Genomic DNA, 18,913 nt, shown 5'->3' on the forward strand with positions numbered 1-18,913 from the left:
TGCGCTCATTGAAAAGATTTAGAGGAAAGAAGATGAAAAAAATGAAAAAGAGTATATCAATTTTACTTATAATCGTTCTTCTGGCCGCCAGTTTCGCGGGCTGCGCCCATGCCCCGCAGGAAACACAGGGTTCCGTATCCGCGGAACCGTCTGCGGCGGTTTCTTCCGAGCCGGAGCAATCGGCCGCGGGGGAAGAAAGCAGGCTGACAAACGAAACACTCCCGCTATATTATTTAGCGAAAGAAACACAGGACGAAATACTCCTGCACTATGCCGACGGGCAAACGGATATCCCGTATATATCCATAGACACCGCTGTAGAAATACTCACGCAGGTTTTCCAGACTGTGGTCGAGGATACAAAATATAATATCACGGTTGAAAACAGCGACGGGACCGTGCAGCTGGAACGGGAAAACGGAAGCGCCGTTGAATTTGACTTTAACGAAAATTCCATTACCTACGACGATTTCAACGGATTCTTCCAAAAGTCCTATGCCTCCACGGGGCTGGATGTTATCGCCCTCAAAGGAGTGAATGAGAACGGAGAACCGGAATACCTTGAACGCCCTGCGGCTTCGTTCCAAAGACAGGGATTACCGATCGGTGTAAACCTTACCGACTATAGCATCGATATGATTTATGAGGATGGTACGGGGTATCTGCCTTTGCAGACCTTTTCAGATTTGTTTGCTGCCCAGGCAGGGGTCAATATTTTGTACAACGGCAAAATGGTTGCCGTTATCGCAGGCGGTAACCTGGGCGATTTGGAGGAACTCTATTATTCGGCGCCCACAGGAAAGCGCAGCGAGGAATTGGCGGAATTTTCCTATAACGAGCTATGCCTCGCGCTTGAAATGAATTACGGGCTGAAAGAGTCCCATAATATCGAGTCGTTTGACAAGCTGTTCATCCAGACGGGACTGGACGACGAATTGAAGAGCGAGGACCCCGTGACAGCGGACCAGGCAATTGCCACGCTTTGCATGGGATATTTCGCGGATATGCACAGCGGGCTCCAAAAGCCGTCTTATTATGCGGGAAAGGATGCGAAGACTTTGCCGGAGAGCATGTCTATCTCCTGGATAGATTCGATCAGCAATATGCAGCGTTACGACGCCGCAAGAAAACAATTTTATCCCGACGGAGCTCCCGCGTATGAGGAGATCGGCAATACCGCCTATGTAACGTTCGATTCCTTTTTGATTCCCACGACGGTGGATTATTATGAAACCCCCGCGACAGCCGAAGCGGAAGACACCATCGGGATCATCATGTACGCCCATTCGCAGATCATGCGCGAAAACAGCCCGATTGAAAACGTCGTGATCGACCTTTCCAACAACGGCGGGGGACAGGCCGACGCCGCCGTTTATGTGATGGGCTGGTTCCTCGGCACCTGCACCCTGAACATTGACGATACGCTGACGGAAGCGCAGGCGTCTACCCTGTACCGGATCGACGCGAACGGCGACCGGGTGTTCGATGAAAACGATACCGTCGCCTCAAAAAACCTTTACTGCATCATTTCGCCCAACAGCTTTTCCTGCGGGAACCTTGTCCCGTCCGCCTTCAAGAATTCGGGTACCGTGACCCTGCTCGGGGAGACCTCCGGCGGCGGCGCGTGCGTGGTGCAGCACCTCACGACCGCGGACGGCACCATTCTCCAGGTGTCCGGCCGGGAGCGGATCAGCACGCTGTCCAACGGCTCGTATTACAGTGTGGACCAGGGGGTTGAGCCCGATTTTGTGATTACAAGGATAGAAAACTTCTATGACCGTGAAAAGCTCACGGAATACATAAGCAGCCTGTATTAGAAGGCGTAAAGCGGGGCCGTGCCGCTAAATCAGCTGTCGGCCAAAATATGAAGGCAAGGTAATCGATTTGATATACCTTGCCTTTATGTTTCTTATGATGGGGCCACGCCGCTGGCCCCGCGTTTTTTCGCCTATTTCAGGAACACATAATTTGTTTTGGTGGAGAGCCCGTCTTTATAGGAATAGCCGAGGCGGTTGAAATATTTCACGTCCCCGGTCTTTTCAATTGCGTTTTCCGCCATGAAACGCACCATTTCGCCCCGCGCCATCTTTACGTAAACGCCTTTTTCCTTTATTTTCCCGTCTTCCCACTGGCCGAATGTGCAGGTGACATAGCTTACGCCGGGCTTGAGATATTTTTCAATTGCGCGGCTGTATTCGCCGGACGCAAGGTTCAGGATCACCTTGTCTTCCTTTGTGAGTTCGGAATACAGCCTGCCGCCCCAGAAATCGTAAAGACTGGTGCAAAAACCGGTTTTCAGCTTTGCCTGCATTTCGAGGCGGTATGGAACCACGCCGTCAAGCGGGCGCAAAATGCCGTAAAAACCCGATAAAATGCGCAAATGTTTTTCCACATAAGCAAAGCAGGAGCGGTCAAACACCTGCGGGGCCATATATTTATATTGGATGCCGTCATACGACAGCAGCGCGGGACTTGGGTCGCGCATAAGGTCCATCGTGCGGTAACGCTCGAAATTCAGCGCGGCAATCCGTTCGTTTGTGCACAGCAGCTTTTTCAGCGCTTCGCAGGAAAGCCCGCGCAGGTATTCCATAAGCTGTTCCGCCTCGCGCAGGAAAACGGGCATTTGCGTATATCCCGGCTCGTCCGTGTCGCGCTTCATTTGTTTGGCGGGTGAAATGATGATCTTCATAATAAGCCCTTTCCGTTGCGTATATTATACCAGAAACAGTGCGTTTATGCGCCGGGAAAAAGGGGTATTATAGCAAATAACAAACCGAACGGGAGGACAAGGTTATGACAATGCACGGGCACAGGTCGGCAAAGCGCGATAACCAGATGCGCCAGCTGCACGATACGCATGAAGCGGAACAAAGCCGGGAGCGGGAACAGCTTCGGGAAGAGGTGGAAAAGTATAAGGAGAAGGAGCGCGAGGGCGCGGAGGCACGGAAATACGAACCCAAAGAAAAAGGGTAAAGCATTCAATAAAAGAAAGGACGGCGCCTGCCGTCCTTTCTTTATGGAGAGAGAAAACGTTTATGATACGTAAATGCTGCCGGAGGTCGCCGATTTTGAGCTCACGACCGTCGAACCGGAATAGGTGCGGTGATATGTAGTCACATAGTAGGAATAGCCGGATGCAACGCTGAAGGATGCGCCATCTGTGAATGCGGCGCTTTTTGTTTTGCTGTGCGTTGTTGATTTATATTGTTTCCATCCGCCATTATATTGATAAAGAACGTATTGCACCTCGATTTTATCGGCAATAGCTGATGCTCGAGTAAATGAAGTACATGCAACACCTGTCGAACTAGCCTTGCCAATACCATTACTCCAATCAAGTACACTTGTTATTGCATAAGGAACGATATTCATAGAATATTCAGGACTGGACGCCTGTACTGCGTCGGGCGAGAACACCGGGGCCGGCGGATTCGCATCCGAATAGGCGGGTTCCGCGGCAAAGCCGACGGAGCAGATCGAGAGAACCAAGACAATACAAAGGACAAATGATAATTTGCGCATTACTGCACCTCCAATTTAGTTGTTATTTTATTAGAGAAAAAAAGTAGGAATTCGTTACATAAAATAAAGAAGTTTGCAGATTCTGCAAACTTCTTCTATTAATTAACGTTTTCAATTATTTTCTGTAATATATCCCGATCTTCATCGGTTGATAAGGTTACTTCGTAAATATCATGGTAAAGAAAAATTGCTGTTAAAGGTTCTTTTGACGATATTGCGACAGGCATATTATTTATTTCCTGAGATATATAATCACGTGAACTCCAAAGCTCAGATTTTACATAAGAATCATTTGTAGTTAATACAATACTAGTACTGATATATCGAGAAGGATTGCTATCTGTATTTAGATAATCAATAGAAATAATTGTCGATGTATTTAACAATTCCATTTTCTGCACACTCGATAACTCATACCCCTCCGGCAGCCATGTAAACTGCGGCAGGGTGAAATCGAGGTCCGCCTGTAAATCCTTGATGCTTTGGTATTCGTCAATCTGCTGGCCGTCCTCTTCGATTTTTGTGCCGGGGCTGAAAATCGAGGTAAAGAACTGCTCGACGTTTGTCTTGAAGGCCCGCGCCGCCGGAACGTCCGAAAAGAGGAACGAGCCGATAAAAATACCCACCAGAACCGCCGCGGCAATCGGAATAAACAACGGGGCTTTTTTCCGCCGCCGGGGTTTTGCCGCTTCTTCCGGGGTAAGGGTTTCCTGGAACTGCTCGAATAATTTCCGCGCCGTTTCCGCGTCATCCCCGCCGGGGGCCTTCACCTCGAATTCATCAAGGTTGTCCCCGATGATCTTTTTCATTTTTTTACGGAAATCATTTTCCATCCTTGTCACCTTTTGCAATTTTTTCCAGCTTTTTCAGAATACGGTGGTGCAAAACACGCAGCGTCCCCTGCTTTGTGTGCACCTCTTCGGAAATTTCGGAATAGGTTTTTTCGTCGTAATAATAGTATTTCAAAAACTGCTTTTCCGTATCCGTAAGCTGGGACAGCCACCGGGACACCTTTTCCTTTTCTTCCTCCAGCAAAATTTGTTCTTCAAGGGACCGGATATCCGCATCACACGGAATCAGGTTTTCCGGGTGGTCCGGAAATATATCGCTAATCAAGGCTTCCTTTTTGTATTTTTTGTTGAAACGGACAATTTCACGGTGCCCGATGGTAAAAATCCAGCTTTTGAATTTCGCCTCGTCCCGCAGGGAGTCGATATTTTCATAGGCGAGCAGCAGCGTCGTCTGGTAAATATCGTTGCACAGGAAGGGCGGGTTTGAATGTTTGCGGATATAGGCATACAGGCTGTCGATCACGGGTTCACAGAGCCGGATGAAAAATTTCGATTTATTCTGCTCCATTTGATTCATTAAAACACACTCCCCGACCTATTATACCAACGAAGGAGGGTGATTGCGAACAAAATTTTGGAAAACACAGTCAAAAATTGTAACAAATGGAATACATTCTCCTCTTATAAAATAGGAGAAATCTGAATTCAGAAAAGCGGGAGTGTCATTATGGCCAAAATCGCAATCATAGACGATATTATTAACCATTCTTACCTGAAATACCCGGAACGTGTCAAAAACAGCATGGTAATCGACTGGCGGGGCGCCAGGCAGGCGGATGCGGAGGCGCGTCCGCAGCGGTTTACGCATGCGTCGGCGTGCGCGTTGATCCTGGAGAAAATGACGGACGATTACGAACTTTTCAGCATTGCGGTTTCCAAGGAAATGGAGGAAACCGACTGCCTGCAAAAAGCGCTTGGCCTCTGCGGGGAGCTCGGCGCGGACATTGTGGAAGTGAGCTTTGGAACCAGCCTATTCACCGAGCCTGCCCTGCTCGGCGAAATAGTCCGGGAACTGGGAGAAAGCGGGTGCGTTGTGACGGCGGCCATGCCCGGGACCTATGATTTTACGGGCTGTAAAAACATGATTGGCGTCTGTTGCGACCGTTACGGCGTTATGAAGCCCGGGGAATATGTTTTCGAGCGCATGGGCCCGTCCGCCGCGAAGGTGACGGTGAACTGCAATTTCCGCATCCGGGAAACCGAATGCGGGCAGAGCGACAGCTTTTCCACCGCCGCCATAACCGCGCGGATCAACCGGTATATTAACGAAGGAATCAAAGCCATGGGCGATATCCTGTATTGCCTTGAAAAGGATGAAAGCCCGAAATACAAGGCGGTTTTAAATTTAATTAAATAAAGATATCACGGAGCGCCGCCGCCCGAAAGGGCTTCGACCTCCTTTTTATGTTCAAACAGGGTGCATCCCCCATGATGCCCAGCGCCGGCGGCAATTTCGCGCAGCCGCAGGAAGAAGCCGGAACGCAGGGCCTCCTCTATGGTGCCCTCCCGCAGGTTCATTTGCGAATGGGGAGAAAAGGGGCACGGCTCCGCCCCGCCGTTTGAATTGATATGGAAAAACCCGCGCCCCGAGGCAAGGCACCCGCCCGTCGCTTCTTCATCGCCGGGGAAAGAAACCATGATGGTGTCGGGGAAGCGGTCCCTGAGGCCGTCCACGGCTTCCTGCAGCTTTTTAATATCGCAGCCGTCGAGGACAAGGTGCTCCGTTCCGGGCTCCACCGGGACATATTCCACAAAGAAAACCAGGCCGCAGCCCTTTTCGCGCAGGCCGTCGATAAAAGCATCCTGTGTTACGCCTGCCATGTTTGCTTTTGTTACGGTAATCGACGCGCCGAACAGTATTTTCCGTTTGCGGAAGTGCGCCATTGCATCCACAGCGGTCCGGTAGGAGCCCGCGCCCCGCCGCGCATCAGTCGCGCCTTCGTCCCCTTCGATGCTGAAAACGGGGATCAGGTTGCGGTTCCGGTCAAACAATTCGAGGTATTCGCCGTCCATCATGGTCCCGTTTGTAAAAACGGGAAAAACCATATTCGGGAAAGAGACTGCCGTTTCCAGCACGTCCTTCCGCACAAGGGGCTCGCCGCCCGCAAGCAGTACGAACGATACGCCGAGGCCAGAGGCTTCGGACAGTATTTTTTTCCATTCCGCGGCGGTCATATCGCCCGCGCCGCCGTCCGTGCAGGCCCCCGCCGCGCGCGCGTAACAGCCCGCGCAGTGCAGGTTGCACCGCGAGGTGATGCTGGCGATGAGGAAGGGCGGCACGTGAAGCCCGCCCGCTTCCTGCCGCTGCCTGCGTTTGGCGCTTTTTTTGATTTCGGGGGCAAGCCTTGCAAGGAAGGCAATTCCTTTTGGATTGTTCAGGTAATATCTTCCCACCGTCTTTACCAGCAGGGAAATTCCCTGGTTCATGTATTCATTTAACTTCATTTGTTTTCTCCGTGTGAGATGTGGTAATTTTTCGCAAATTCTTCAATATGGGCGTGCAGCAGGCGGAGCGCTTCCTCCTGTTTTTCCGGCTTGGAATCATACATCAGCACGAGCAGCAGGATGGGGCCGTAAAACTGCGTCGCCACGGCGCGCGGGTCCGCCTCCCGGAAATATCCCTCTTTCATCATTTCACCGAAAAGCGAGGTCTGGAAGGACAGCGCGCCCCCGATGAACCATTCGCCGAAAAGCTCCGCCGCCTCGTTGTTCCTGAACTGCTCGATCATCAAAAGATGCATAAACTTGACGGCGTACGGGTCGTTTACAAAAAACAGGAAAATTGCATCCACCGCTTTTTTCAGCCACTCGAGGTCGTTTTCCCCATACTGCCGGGTAACCTGGCTGATTTCGCCCTGGGGCAGCCTGTAAAAAGTTACGGTTTCTTCAAAGCGCCGGTTCATTCCCTCCAACAGGGTCGCAAAAATTTCCCGCTTGCTTTTGTAGTGCTTATAGAGGGAGCTGTCTTTGATGCCCACGGCGGCGGCGATATCCTTTACGGAAACGCCGTCGTAGCCGCGCACCGAAAAGAGGTCGAGCGCCGCCCCCAATATTTTTTGCTTGGTATCGCGTTTTTCCATTCCGTCCTCCCGGTGGCTAGTGATTACTAGCTTTAGTATAGCTAGCGTTTGCTAGCTTGTCAAGGAAATTAATTTTACCATTGTGCGCCGCACAGGGCGGAGCGGTGGCGCAGGCCGCGGAAATGTGGTATATTATTGTTTGATTTACATAAAACCGGAGGGATTTCAATATGGGAATGTATGCCAACCAGGCGCTGCTGGATTTGATTTTTCGCATGAGGCAAAAGATAAAAGACAGGAAAAAACAAAAAAAGAAAGAAAAAGAGAAAAAGGACCGCTGACGGCGGAACCATGCTTTGGCGCGCGCAGGAAAAGGGGAATTGTTCAAAAAATATTGCACCAAAGTGAAAGATTGTCGTATTGCTATCCTCCTCTATCCCATCTATACTTAGACATAACGAAAAGCCAGTCAATTATCCGCCGTACAAAATATTCAAATAAATATGGGCCGAAATATTGTTTTTACAAACCGGGCCGCAGGGATTTGGATCATTGACCGGACTAAGAAAAGATTAACAAAGAAATTTTTCACCAAAAACCAAAAATAGTTTTCAGGAAGCGGGCAGGCCGTTCGCACAGGGAAAACGGACATAGCCTTTCATTTGGTATTGCATTTTTGCCGGTGTATTTGATTTGCCCTAAAACGGGCGAAAGAACATAAAATTATGAAACAGGAGAAGGAAAAATGAAAAAAATCGTAGTATTGATTCTGGCCGTCGCGCTTGCGGTATCAGTCTTTGCGGGCTGCGGAGGCACGGCGACACCCTCGGCAGAGGCGTCTGCGGAAACAGGCGGGGACGCCCAGGCATCCGTTGAAGCGGGAAGCAGCGCGGCGCAGGAAAACACGCCCGCGGAGGGAAAGACGTTTAAGGTTGCTTATGTGAATAAGACGCTCAACAATCCGTTTTTTGTAGCGCTGGAAGCGCAGATCAAGGAAGAAGTGGAGAAAAGGGGCTGGCAGTATACGAGCCTTGACGCGAAGGAAGATATTGCCAAGGAACAGGAAAACCTTGAAACGGCCGTATCGCAGAAGGTTGACGCCATCATCATGAACGCGGTTGACCCCGAGGCGTGCGTTCCGTCGATCAAGGCCGCGATGGATGCCGGAATTCCCGTTGTGTGCGTCGATACGCAGGTTTCGGAAGAGGCCAATCCCGTAACGACGGTTATGTCGAACAACTATGAAAACGGCTACATGGTGGGTCAATACGTCGGCAGCGAAGAAATTTTCCCGGCGGACGAGGAAATTATTTCCGTACTGCTGAGCGGAACGAAGGGCAACCTGACAGGCCAGCAGCGCCGCACCGGCGTGATGGCGGGAATCATTGCGGCCCGCACAGGAGCCACGGCCGACGATGCGAAAGCGGCGGCGGAAAAAATGGAACAGGAATTGACGGATAACGGCAAGGCTGTGAATGAAGACGCAAAATTCCAGATCAACGGCCAGGGCTGGGGAAACTGGACGGCGGACGAAGGCCTGCCGGCCATGGAAGACCTGCTTGTGGCGAACAAAAATATTAACCTTGTTATTTCCGAGAACGACAATATGCTCTTAGGGGCAAAAACGGCGATCGACAATGCCGGCCTGACGGATAAGGTTTGGCTTGCGGCGGCGGCAGACGGGCAAAAAGAAGCCTATGAAGAAATTATGAAGGACGGTTCCCGCTATTTGGCGTCGGGTGAAAACAACCCGTACAAGGTTGGAACCAAGGCAGTGGAAATTATCGATTCTCTCTTATCTGGCCAGACAGACGTAGCCTCCTACGATGTAATTACGCCGACAGAAGCGTTGGCGGTCACTAAGGAAAACGTGAAGGAAATTTATAATCCGGATTCGTTATTCTAAGGGACAGCTGTGGGAGCGGTCGCTGCAGGAACGGCCGCTCCCCATAATTGCAGTTGTTTGCAAAGAATGCAAGGAGAGAATGAAGATGGATGAAGTATACCAGATTGAAATGCTGAATATCGATAAACACTTCGGAGGCGTGCACGCGCTGAAAAACATTGATTTCCGGGTAGGAAAAGGAACCATACACGCGCTTGTCGGGGAAAACGGGGCGGGAAAATCGACCCTGATGAAGGTGCTCTCGGGGGCGGTCCAAAAGGATAACGGAATTATAAAAATCAGTGGAAAAGAAGAAAATATCAATTCGCCGCATGAGGGAAAGAAATGCGGGATTTCCACAATTTACCAGGAATTTATGCTGGCACCGCATTTGACGGTTGCTGAAAATATTTTTATCGATAAATTAACGCAGGGCGGAAAATTTATCAAATGGAAAAACCTGCGGGATAAAGCGCACGAAATCCTCAAACGGCTTGGGTTTGATAATATCGACCCCAACGTGCGGGTTTCCGAGCTGCCCGTCGCCTACCAGCAGATTGTGGAAATCAGTAAAAACCTGATGAACGATAATACCAAGGTTTTGGTGCTGGACGAGCCGACCGCCGTATTAACGTTCAGTGAAATTGAAAAGCTTTTCGAGCTTGTACGCAGGCTGAAGGACGAAGGAGTCAGCATCATTTACATTTCGCACCGCCTGGACGAGGTGTTCGAGCTGTGCGACAAAATTACGGTAATGAAGGACGGCGCGGTTGTGCAGACCGTGGACGCCGATCAGATAGACAAACAGGCGCTGATCAGTTCAATGGTCGGACGGGAGTTGTCGACGTTGTTCCCCAAGCGGAACGCGAAGATAGGGGAGGTCGTTATGGAGGTTTCCCACCTGACCTCGGGGCCGATGGTGCAGGACGTATCGTTTGCGGTGCGCAAGGGCGAGGTGCTCGGCTTCAGCGGACTTGTCGGGGCGGGAAGGACCGAAACCATGCGCGCTATTTTCGGGGCGGAAAAAATGGAGGCGGGAAGCATCGTTTTAAGCGGGAAAAAGAAAACGTTTAAAAACCCGAAGCAGGCCGTTCACAGCAAGCTTGGCCTGCTGCCCGAGGACAGGAAGCAGCAGGGCGTGATTTTAAGCCAGTCGATCCGCATTAACACGACGATGTCTTCCCTGAAAAAGATCGAGCAGTTCCCGGGCTGGATCAGCGATGCAAAGGACAAGAAAAAGGCAGGCGAAATACTGGAACAGCTGCAGACAAAATATGATTCGCTTGAAGACCCGGTTTCCTCGCTTTCCGGCGGGAACCAGCAGAAAGTCTCCCTCGCGAAATGGCTGGCGGCAGACTGCGAATGCATTATCCTCGACGAACCGACGCGCGGCGTGGACGTTGGCGCAAAGGTTGAAATTTATAAGAATATCAACGACCTTGCGGCGCAGGGAATCGCGGTCATCATTATTTCCTCGGAAATGGAAGAAATTATCGGGATGTGCGACCGCGTTATCGTTATGAGGCAGGGAAAGATTGTCGGCGAGTTGGAGAAGGAAGAAATTACGGAAAACAATTTGATTCATTTTGCAATGGGAGGCTAAACAATGAAAGAGACTTCAATACCAGTAAAAGGCAAATCGGGATTTGGCAATTTCCTGATTAAATATAATACTTACATTATGCTGCTCGTACTGATTATCATCTGCACGAGCATTTCAACCGACTTTTTCACGGTGGACAACTGGATTAACATCGGCCGCCAGTATTCCGGGACGATTATCGTATGCATGGGCATGCTGCTTGTTATCCTGACCGGCGGGATCGACCTTTCGGTAGGCTCTATCCAGGCGCTGGGGAGCGTAATGGTGGGCTGGGTGCTGACCACGCAGGGGTGGGATATGCCGCTTGCAATCCTTATCCCGCTGCTGTTCGGGCTGGGGCTCGGGGCGATTACCGGAATTTTGACGGCATATGCAAAAATGGCCCCGTTCATCGCCTCGCTCGCCATGATGACCATTGCGCGCGGCCTTGCGTTTATGATATCGAACGGGCAGCCCGTTAAAACCCCCGAAAATTCCATCGGCCTCCTCGGCGTGGGAACAATCGGCGGGACCTTCCCGATCCTGGTTGTGCTTACAATTATCGTCGTCGTCATTTTTGCACTTTTGCAGCGGTATACCTCGTTTGGGCGAATCGTAATCGCAATCGGCAGCAACGAAACGGCGGTAAGGCTCGCGGGAATTTCCGTGAAAAAGCACAAAACGGCGGTTTATGCGCTGTCGGGGCTGTGCGCGGCGCTGAGCGGAATCATTGCGGCGTCGAGGACGGCGATCGGCACGCCGATCATTGGCGAAGGACTGGAGCTTGACGCGATTGCGGCCTGCGTGATCGGCGGCGCGAGCCTTTCCGGCGGCGAAGGCTCCTGCATCAAGACGGTTGTCGGCGTTCTCGTGCTCGCCTTAATCAGCAACATTATGAACCTGCTGGCCGTTCCCTCTTACCCGCAGGATGTAATTAAAGGCCTGATTATCATAGGCTCCGTCCTCCTGCAGGCGTTTACGGCAGGCAGGAAGGAACAGGGCGTTTGACGGGACGCGGAAAATAAAGAATATAAACAGCGGGGGATTTCCTGCCTTGCGGCGGGAGACCCGGGATATACCACGGAGGAAAAAAGAATGAAGCAAGTTGAATTGACAGGAATCAAAGAGTTTCGGGAAAAGAAAGTTGAAAAGCCCATGCCAGCCGCCCATGAGGCGTTGATCCGGGTGGAGGCGGTCGGGATATGCGGCTCCGATATCCATGCGGTGCACGGGAAGCATCCGTTTATGTCCTTTCCCATCGTGCTGGGCCACGAAGCCACGGGAGAGGTAGTTGAAACCGGAAAGGATGTTTCCGGCGTTGCCGTCGGCGACAGGGTGATTTACAGGCCGCAAAAAATTTGCGGGGAATGCCTGCAGTGCAGGACGGGGAAATACAATATTTGCAACCACCTTGAAGTGCTGGGATGCCAGGATACGGGTGCGAGTTCGGAATATTACGCGGTGGACGCGGGCCTTTTATACCGCCTGCCGGATAACCTCGGCTATGCGGCGGGAACGCTGGTAGAGCCGCTGGCGGTGGGCGTTCACGCCGTGAAGCGCGGGTGCGCCGACGTATCCGGGAAAAAAGTGCTGGTGATCGGCGCGGGCACCATCGGGAACCTTGTTGCGCAAAGCGCGAAGGGGATGGGCGCGGCGGCGGTAATGATTACCGATGTTTCCGAATATAAACTTAATATGGCAAAAGAGTGCGGAATCGATTATCCTGTTAATGTGGGCGAAAAAAACCTCAGGGAAGAAATGCTTCAAAAATTCGGGCCGGACGGCGCGGACGTGGTGTTTGAATGCAGCGCGAATGAAAACGCGCTGAACGAGGTGCTCGATATTGCACGCAAGGGGATTACCATTGTTATCGTGGCGGTTTACGGCGGAAAAGCGAACGTGGAAATGGCCAACGTGCAGGACCGGGAATATTCGCTTGTGGGCACGCTTATGTACCTGCATGAGGACTACGCCGACGCGCTCCGCCTGGCCGGGGAGAAAAAGGTCAACCTCGACGCGCTGATTTCAAAGCAATTCGACCTTCTGGAAACGGCGGAAGCGTACCAATATATTGACGATCATAAAAACGACGTACAAAAGGTAATTTTGAACGTAAGCCATTCCTCGTAAAAGGACGGAACGGCGGGGGGAATTGAAATGAAATACATGCTGGGGATTGACATTGGGACACAATCGATCCGCGCCTGCTTGTTTGATGAAACGGGGAAAAACATTTGCGCAAAAACGACGGAGCAATATGTGCGGATCGACCATCCGTCGTGGACCAGCCAGGATGCCGGAAAGTGGTGGCCGATTGTCACGGAAAGCATCCGGGCCGTTATCCGGGAAAGCAGCGTGCAGCCAGCCGATATCGTATCGGTTGGCTGTTGCGCCCATATGCACGGGCCGGTGCCCGTAGATAAAAACGGGAACCTCCTGTCGGGAGACGTGCAGCTTTACTGCGATAAAAGGGCCGCCGGGATTGTGGAAGCGATGGAAGCGGCGGCGGCCGACCAGTGTTATGCAATTACCGGGAACCTTCCCTCCACGACATGGATGGGATTTAAGATCAAGTGGGTCCGGGAAAACAATCCGGGCCTTTATGAAAAAACATACCGGTTCCTCGCGCCCAAGGATTACATTAACTGCTGCCTGACCGGGGAATTTTATACGGACCCGACGGAAGCCTCGGGAACCTATGCGATGGACTGGCAGACGGGCGAATGGTCTGATGCGGCGCTTGCGCTGATGGGAATTGAAAAAAGCAAGCTGCCCGAAATTGCCGGGTCGTTCGAGGTGATCGGAACGGTTTCCGCAAAGGCGGCGCGCGAAACCGGCCTTGGCACGAAGACGAAGGTGGTCTGCGGCAGCGGGGATTTTCTGGCGTCGATGTTTGCATCCGGCCTTAATGAAAGCGGGCTTGTGATTGATTCGACCGCAACGGCTTCTACGATTTGCTGCGCCTCCGGCCGCCCTTTGTTCCACAGGCGGCTGCTGGAACTGAAAAACGTATCCGGCGGATGGACGCACTATGGCGTGCTGGACGCCGCCGGGGCCGGATTTCGCTGGGTACGCGATACAATTGCCAAGGCAGAGGCCGCGCAGGCGGGAAAAACGGGGGTCAACCCATATGACTATTTATCCGGCATGGCGGAAAAGGTTCCGGCGGGGGCGGACGGGCTGGTCTACCTTCCTTACCTCCTGGGGGAGAGGTCGGCCGGAACGCCGGATTCGCGGGGCGTGTTTTTCGGGCTGCACCTCGGCTCCGACGTCGGGCAAATGGTCCGCGCGTTCCTCGAAGGCGTTGCTTTCGACCTGAAGCGCACGATCGACATTTTTGAGGACAGCGGAATCGCGGTCAAGAAGATATACCATGTGTCGGGCGGCGCGCGGGGAGCGCTTTGGAACCAGATTAAAGCGGATATTTACGGGAAGCCCCTTTATACGTTAAAAGCGGACGAAGGCAGCGTTTTAGGCGTGGCCCTGATGGGCGGGGTGGGCGCCGGAATTTACGAAAGCCCGGAGCGTGCGCTCGGGCAGGTGTTTGCGGTTGACAGGGAATACCTGCCCAACCCGGCAAACAGGGGGCTCTATGAAGACCTGTATGCCGTTTTCTGTAATCTGCACGATATGGCCCAGGCTCCCTTTGCGCGGCTGAAAGAAATCCAGGACAGCACGCACAGGGGTGTGGCGGAAACATGAAATTCTATTCGTTTATTGTCCCGGATGTTATAATTGAATAGGCGGTAGAAAGTGAGGCGTTTGGAGTGGACAAAAGGCTGAAGGTTCTTGTTGCGGATGACGAGCAGCTCGTTTGTGTGTTGATTCAGGATATGATTGACTGGGAAGGCATTGGCCTGGTTTCGATCGGTAATGCCTATGACGGGAATTCGGCATACCGGATGATATGCGAACAGGAGCCGGATATTGTCCTCACGGACATCAGGATGCCCGGGAAGGACGGGCTTGAACTGATCCGGCTTTGCCAAAAGGAAAACAGGAAATGTGAATTTGTCGCCATCAGCGGCCATAAGGAATTTGAATACGCGCATTCGGCGATCCAGTATGGGGTCAATTATTTTTTGGTCAAGCCGATCAATGAAGACGAATTAAACGGCATACTTGCGGATATCAAAAATAAATATGCGGAACAATACGGGCAGATCGAACGGCAGAAGCAAATCCAGATGGAACTGGAAAAGAGCAAACGAAAAATCCAGGACGATTTTTTGAATGCATTCCGTACCAATCCAAAACAAATACAAGCGATGGCCATTTCCCAGCTGAACCAGAAATATATGCTTCGGCTGCGGGACGATGGGCGTTTCCTTTTTTTTATTGTCCGTCTTGACGGGAAACTGATGAATACGGACGAGCATATGGGCCATTTGCTGCACCAGGCGGAAAGCAAGCTGAAGGAGCGGCTGGCAGGCGAAGACTGTGAATGCATTGTGCAGCAGGACGGCGGCGCGCTTTTTTGCCTGGCGGCCGGGACGGATATGGCGGCGGTTATGAAGGGGATCGAAATAACCGGGCTGGAGCTGGTGCAAGACCTCTATGTATATGTCAACGTAACGGTGGGGATGTCGCGCCCCCGTGCTTCGCTGGACGGGGAAATGGTACGCGAAGCGGAAATTTCGGCCGCCCGGCGGATCGACGAGGGAGTCGACCAGGTTATCTATCCGAAGGAGCGCGCGAAATATTCCGTATTTCTGAACAACGCGCAGCTGCTGGAATTTTTGAATCTGGCGGGGCTTGCAAATGTGGAAGGCGTTGAAAAATATATGGATGGAATCAAAAGCAAAGCGATGGCAAAACCGGCGGCGGAGCTTTACCTGACAATGAGGGCGCTGCTCGGCCAGTTCCACGCCGGCCTGGTCAGCCTGTATGGGGAGGAGGACGTGCCCTGCAAAAAGGAAGACCTTTTAAGGCGGCTGGCCAGCCGGAAAACAAAGCGGGAGATGTATGATACGACGAGGGAGACGGTTATTTCCTACCTGGCGGATTACAACGAAATGATACAGGCGGGGGAGCACTGGTACATCAGGGAAGCGAAGCAATATGTGCAGGAGCACTATTCCGACAGCATTTCCCTCGAGGACGTGGCAAGGTGCCTGCACATCAGCCCGACGTATTTCAGTACGGTTTTTAAACAGCAGGAGGGCGTCGGGTTTGTCGATTACCTGCTTGGATACCGCATGGAAATTGCGAAAAAGATGCTGCGGGACAGAAATTGCAACATTTCCGAGCTGGCCGAAAAGATCGGTTACCGGGACCAGAAATATTTCAGCAAATTGTTTAAAAAGGTGGTTGGCGTTACGGCCTCGGAGTATAAAAAACTCCACGGGAGGTAAGGATGAATACAGACGTGAAAAAGAAGAAATGTATCAGCAAATACCTTAGCATTGCCGGGGCGGTTACCGTATGTGCTGTGGCATTTTTTTTTGTGATTCCCTATTTTGGGCCGGCGCCTTACTTGCCGCTGGTAAAGGGCGGAGTCCTTGCGGCGGTGGCAATTGCGCTTTATTTCGTGTTCCGTTATGTCTATTTACCCCTGCGGGATATAGAAAAAAAGGGCCTTTCCACGGAAGAGGTAAAACGCTCGAAGCATATTTCCTATGCGTACGAGGCGCTGCGGCTGGATTCTCTTAAGGAGCTGTCGGAGCGCGAATATGCGGCGCTTATTTATAAAAAACAGGCGGAGCTCGACAGCCTGCAAAGCCAGATTAACCCGCATTTCCTTTATAATACGCTCGAATCGATCCGGGGACAGGCGGTCCTTGACAGGGCGGATAAAATAGCAAAAATGACGGAAGCGCTGTCCGCGTTTTTTCGCTATAGCATCGGACGCAAGGGCAGCATTGTGCAATTGACGGACGAACTTAAAAATACGGATAATTACATGCTCATACAGCAATTCCGCTTTGGGGAAAAAATTTCGCTCCAAAAAATTATTCCCGACGGCGAGGAGGCCCTGCAGGGCTATTTGCCCAAGATGACGGTCCAGCCCATCATTGAAAATGCGATCTACCACGGCCTTGAAATGAAGGAGGGAAAGGGACGGATTATCCTCCGCGTGACGCTTACCGGGGAGCGGATGCTCATTAACGTTACGGACAATGGAATCGGGATGGAAGACGAACAGGTGGAAAAAATCAATGCTTCCATGGACGAGCCAATACACCTTTCCGCGGGCCAGGACCAAAACCGGAAGGGAAAGGGGATTGCCCTCAAAAATGTAAACGACCGGATACGGCTCCTTTACGGGGAAGAATACGGAATCCGCGTGTTCAGCACACTGGGGGAAGGAACGGATGTGGAGCTGAGGCTGCCTTTTAAAAAAGATAAGCCCCGGGAGCAGACGTTTCTGCAGAATCCTGAAGATAAATAAATTGCAGGAGCTCCTGGTAGGAAGTAACGGAGGTGTCGAATTCGACAAACTCCATTTGCCGGGTGGGGCATAAAATACGGCTGCACAGGTTATAGCAATTAAAGATATCCGATGTGACAAGGAGAATGCCGATTCCATCGGAGGCAATTTTGTGTACGACGGAAAGGATTTCCCCGGCCTGGACCGGGTCGAGCAACGCCGTGATATGATTGATAATTATGGCCGTGGGCCGTGCATACAGGCAGCGGAACAATAATGTTTTCAAGTCAAACGATTGGCCGCGGGAATCAAGCTCCGCGCTGGAAAAGGACTGGATGCAGGAATCGTAAATATGGTCCGATATACGCTTTTTCACACTGCGGAAGGATTTGTTCAAAAGCTGGAAGGAAAGGTTTTCCTGCAACGTAAAGCTGCCGATATAACTCGAGGAAACGGCTGCGCCGTTGACAAACGCCAACCCGTGCGAGACGGCCTTTTCCAGTGAAGACACCGGCTGGCCGTTCACTTTCAGGGGGGCATTGGCCCGCCGCGCCGGGAACAGCATTTGTTCCAGCCGGGAAAAGGAATTATTTGAATCAACGATTCCTAAAATTTCGCCGTCGTGCACCTTGGCAGACAGGAATGCTTCACCGACCGGAACCCGGTCGAGCTCGAGCACGGCTTTCCCGCCCGGCTGCAGGCGCACATGCCCGGGTGTTTCATGCGGCTGGTTTTTGGTCATCATGGAGAGCAGGAGGTTCCCGCTGTAAACGTCGTGGTGGAGGACTCCGGCCGTGCTTCCGCCGCGAAGGACCTGGATGCGGTCGGAAAGCTCTGCAATCAGGTCGGGCTGGGTTCCGATGTAAATAAAGGAAATATGTTTCAGCTTGCGGACCAGCTGCAGGAGGGCTACGAAATCGTGAACGCTGTAAAGCGCGGCGATCCGGTCGAGGATAATGACCCGGGCCCCCCATGAAACAAATTTCATGATTTGGACAAGATGGGACTGGGACTGCGAAAGACAGGCCGCGGGTGCGGATGCGTCGAGCGGAAGCCCGGCAAAGTCCAAATAGCCCTGCGTGTGGAGACCCGCTTTTTTCCTGTTTACGAAAAAAGAGGAAGGGGTGGTTTTCCTGATCGCGGCAAAATTTTCCGCAATTGTAAATTTGGGAAACAACGTGCACGAAGAATTCAAGCAATAGATATGGTGGTCCTGCTGGAACCGGGTTATGGAACCGGGCACGGCAGGCTGGCCGTCTATATAAAGCCGGCCTTCATCCGGGGCCGTTTCCCCTGAAAGTATCCCCGGGAAAATATCAATTCCGGAATTGCTCAGCCCCATGATGCTCAAAAGTTCACCCTCATAAAGGCTGAGGGATACCTTTTTCAGGTACAGGCTGGTCCCGCGTTTATAGGTTATATCCTCAAAGCGTAAAATTTCTTTTTTCATTCAACGCATCCTTGTTTCAAGACTAAATTCCCCTGCTGTGAACTATACGGGGAAACGATCAACAGTCTACCGGACAGGTTCATTCATTTCCAAATAGCTGGCCCGGTAACGGCTGACAGGAACGGTTACTTTTATTATAGGGCCGACCTCTTCCGCCGGTCAATAGGGAAAGGAAAATGAATCCGCAGCCGCGCGTAAGGCGCGCAGGCATTGTGGAATTTTTTTCCGGCATG

At 51.8% G+C, this 18,913-nt stretch carries 18 protein-coding genes; 11 read left to right on the forward strand and 7 right to left on the reverse strand.

Annotated elements, in window-relative coordinates; all coding sequences use genetic code 11:
• The first annotated feature begins 41 nt into the window (after nucleotides 1-41).
• Nucleotides 42-1,817: a S41 family peptidase gene (locus tag BBD38_RS10300; RefSeq protein ID WP_172807818.1), complete on the forward strand. Its 1,776-nt coding sequence runs from the start codon at nucleotides 42-44 to the stop codon at nucleotides 1,815-1,817.
• 131 nt (nucleotides 1,818-1,948) lie between these two features.
• Here the strand turns inward: BBD38_RS10300 and yaaA are convergent, their stop codons facing one another.
• Nucleotides 1,949-2,689, reverse strand: a complete 741-nt coding sequence (yaaA, locus tag BBD38_RS10305; protein WP_066687866.1) for a peroxide stress protein YaaA — start codon at nucleotides 2,687-2,689, stop codon at nucleotides 1,949-1,951.
• Nucleotides 2,690-2,793: 104 nt separating this feature from the next.
• Between yaaA and BBD38_RS10310 the strand changes: the two genes are divergently transcribed.
• The gene (locus BBD38_RS10310) at nucleotides 2,794-2,973 is read left to right on the forward strand and encodes a hypothetical protein (protein WP_066687874.1); all 180 of its coding nucleotides are present in this window, start codon (nucleotides 2,794-2,796) and stop codon (nucleotides 2,971-2,973) included.
• 60 nt (nucleotides 2,974-3,033) lie between these two features.
• Here BBD38_RS10310 and BBD38_RS14530 read toward each other — a convergent pair whose 3' ends face one another.
• The 3 genes from BBD38_RS14530 to BBD38_RS10320 all read right to left on the reverse strand — a co-directional run bounded on the left by BBD38_RS14530 (nucleotide 3,034) and on the right by BBD38_RS10320 (nucleotide 4,881).
• A complete protein-coding gene (locus BBD38_RS14530) occupies nucleotides 3,034-3,522 on the reverse strand; it encodes a hypothetical protein (protein ID WP_147568142.1) in 489 nt (162 codons plus the stop codon).
• 98 nt (nucleotides 3,523-3,620) lie between these two features.
• Nucleotides 3,621-4,355, reverse strand: a complete 735-nt coding sequence (locus BBD38_RS10315; RefSeq protein ID WP_066687877.1) for a DUF4367 domain-containing protein — start codon at nucleotides 4,353-4,355, stop codon at nucleotides 3,621-3,623.
• Nucleotides 4,345-4,881: an RNA polymerase sigma factor gene (locus BBD38_RS10320; RefSeq protein ID WP_207644651.1), complete on the reverse strand. Its 537-nt coding sequence runs from the start codon at nucleotides 4,879-4,881 to the stop codon at nucleotides 4,345-4,347. The genes BBD38_RS10315 and BBD38_RS10320 overlap by 11 nt, the downstream gene beginning before the upstream one ends.
• A gap of 159 nt (nucleotides 4,882-5,040) precedes the next feature.
• Between BBD38_RS10320 and BBD38_RS10325 the strand changes: the two genes are divergently transcribed.
• Nucleotides 5,041-5,730 carry a hypothetical protein gene (locus tag BBD38_RS10325; protein WP_066687883.1) on the forward strand — a complete coding sequence of 230 codons (690 nt, stop codon included), beginning with the start codon at nucleotides 5,041-5,043 and terminating at the stop codon, nucleotides 5,728-5,730.
• A gap of 5 nt (nucleotides 5,731-5,735) precedes the next feature.
• Here BBD38_RS10325 and BBD38_RS10330 read toward each other — a convergent pair whose 3' ends face one another.
• Complete coding sequence (locus tag BBD38_RS10330) at nucleotides 5,736-6,818, reverse strand: radical SAM/SPASM domain-containing protein (protein ID WP_066687885.1); 1,083 nt, start codon at nucleotides 6,816-6,818, stop codon at nucleotides 5,736-5,738.
• On the reverse strand, nucleotides 6,815-7,453 hold the full coding sequence (locus BBD38_RS10335) for a TetR/AcrR family transcriptional regulator (RefSeq protein WP_066687886.1): 639 nt from the start codon (nucleotides 7,451-7,453) through the stop codon (nucleotides 6,815-6,817). The genes BBD38_RS10330 and BBD38_RS10335 overlap by 4 nt, the downstream gene beginning before the upstream one ends.
• Before the next feature lie 139 nt (nucleotides 7,454-7,592).
• On the opposite strand from BBD38_RS10335, the gene BBD38_RS14715 reads away from it, so the two are divergent.
• The 8 genes from BBD38_RS14715 (at nucleotide 7,593) to BBD38_RS10370 (ending at nucleotide 17,251) form a co-directional block, all read left to right on the forward strand.
• Nucleotides 7,593-7,949 (forward strand): hypothetical protein, encoded by a 357-nt coding sequence (locus BBD38_RS14715; RefSeq protein WP_172807819.1) that lies wholly within the window; start codon nucleotides 7,593-7,595, stop codon nucleotides 7,947-7,949.
• Nucleotides 7,950-8,138: 189 nt separating this feature from the next.
• On the forward strand, nucleotides 8,139-9,299 hold the full coding sequence (locus BBD38_RS10340) for a substrate-binding domain-containing protein (RefSeq protein WP_066687888.1): 1,161 nt from the start codon (nucleotides 8,139-8,141) through the stop codon (nucleotides 9,297-9,299).
• Between the two features lie 85 nt (nucleotides 9,300-9,384).
• Nucleotides 9,385-10,881, forward strand: a complete 1,497-nt coding sequence (locus BBD38_RS10345; RefSeq protein WP_066687891.1) for a sugar ABC transporter ATP-binding protein — start codon at nucleotides 9,385-9,387, stop codon at nucleotides 10,879-10,881.
• 3 nt (nucleotides 10,882-10,884) lie between these two features.
• A complete protein-coding gene (locus BBD38_RS10350) occupies nucleotides 10,885-11,868 on the forward strand; it encodes an ABC transporter permease (RefSeq protein WP_066687894.1) in 984 nt (327 codons plus the stop codon).
• A gap of 87 nt (nucleotides 11,869-11,955) precedes the next feature.
• Entirely contained in the window at nucleotides 11,956-12,990 is a 1,035-nt protein-coding gene (locus BBD38_RS10355; RefSeq protein ID WP_066687896.1) for a zinc-dependent alcohol dehydrogenase, read from the forward strand.
• 27 nt (nucleotides 12,991-13,017) lie between these two features.
• Entirely contained in the window at nucleotides 13,018-14,562 is a 1,545-nt protein-coding gene (locus BBD38_RS10360; RefSeq protein WP_066687898.1) for a xylulokinase, read from the forward strand.
• A 65-nt stretch (nucleotides 14,563-14,627) separates the two neighbouring features.
• Nucleotides 14,628-16,214: a response regulator gene (locus BBD38_RS10365; protein WP_066687900.1), complete on the forward strand. Its 1,587-nt coding sequence runs from the start codon at nucleotides 14,628-14,630 to the stop codon at nucleotides 16,212-16,214.
• 2 nt (nucleotides 16,215-16,216) lie between these two features.
• Complete coding sequence (locus tag BBD38_RS10370) at nucleotides 16,217-17,251, forward strand: sensor histidine kinase (protein WP_082989613.1); 1,035 nt, start codon at nucleotides 16,217-16,219, stop codon at nucleotides 17,249-17,251.
• Here BBD38_RS10370 and BBD38_RS10375 read toward each other — a convergent pair.
• Nucleotides 17,196-18,680 carry an ATP-binding cassette domain-containing protein gene (locus BBD38_RS10375; RefSeq protein WP_066687906.1) on the reverse strand — a complete coding sequence of 495 codons (1,485 nt, stop codon included), beginning with the start codon at nucleotides 18,678-18,680 and terminating at the stop codon, nucleotides 17,196-17,198. The genes BBD38_RS10370 and BBD38_RS10375 overlap by 56 nt on opposite strands.
• Nucleotides 18,681-18,913 lie beyond the last annotated feature (233 nt).

The sequence above is a fragment of the Christensenella intestinihominis genome (assembly GCF_001678845.1).
Classification (GTDB): domain Bacteria; phylum Bacillota; class Clostridia; order Christensenellales; family Christensenellaceae; genus Christensenella; species Christensenella intestinihominis.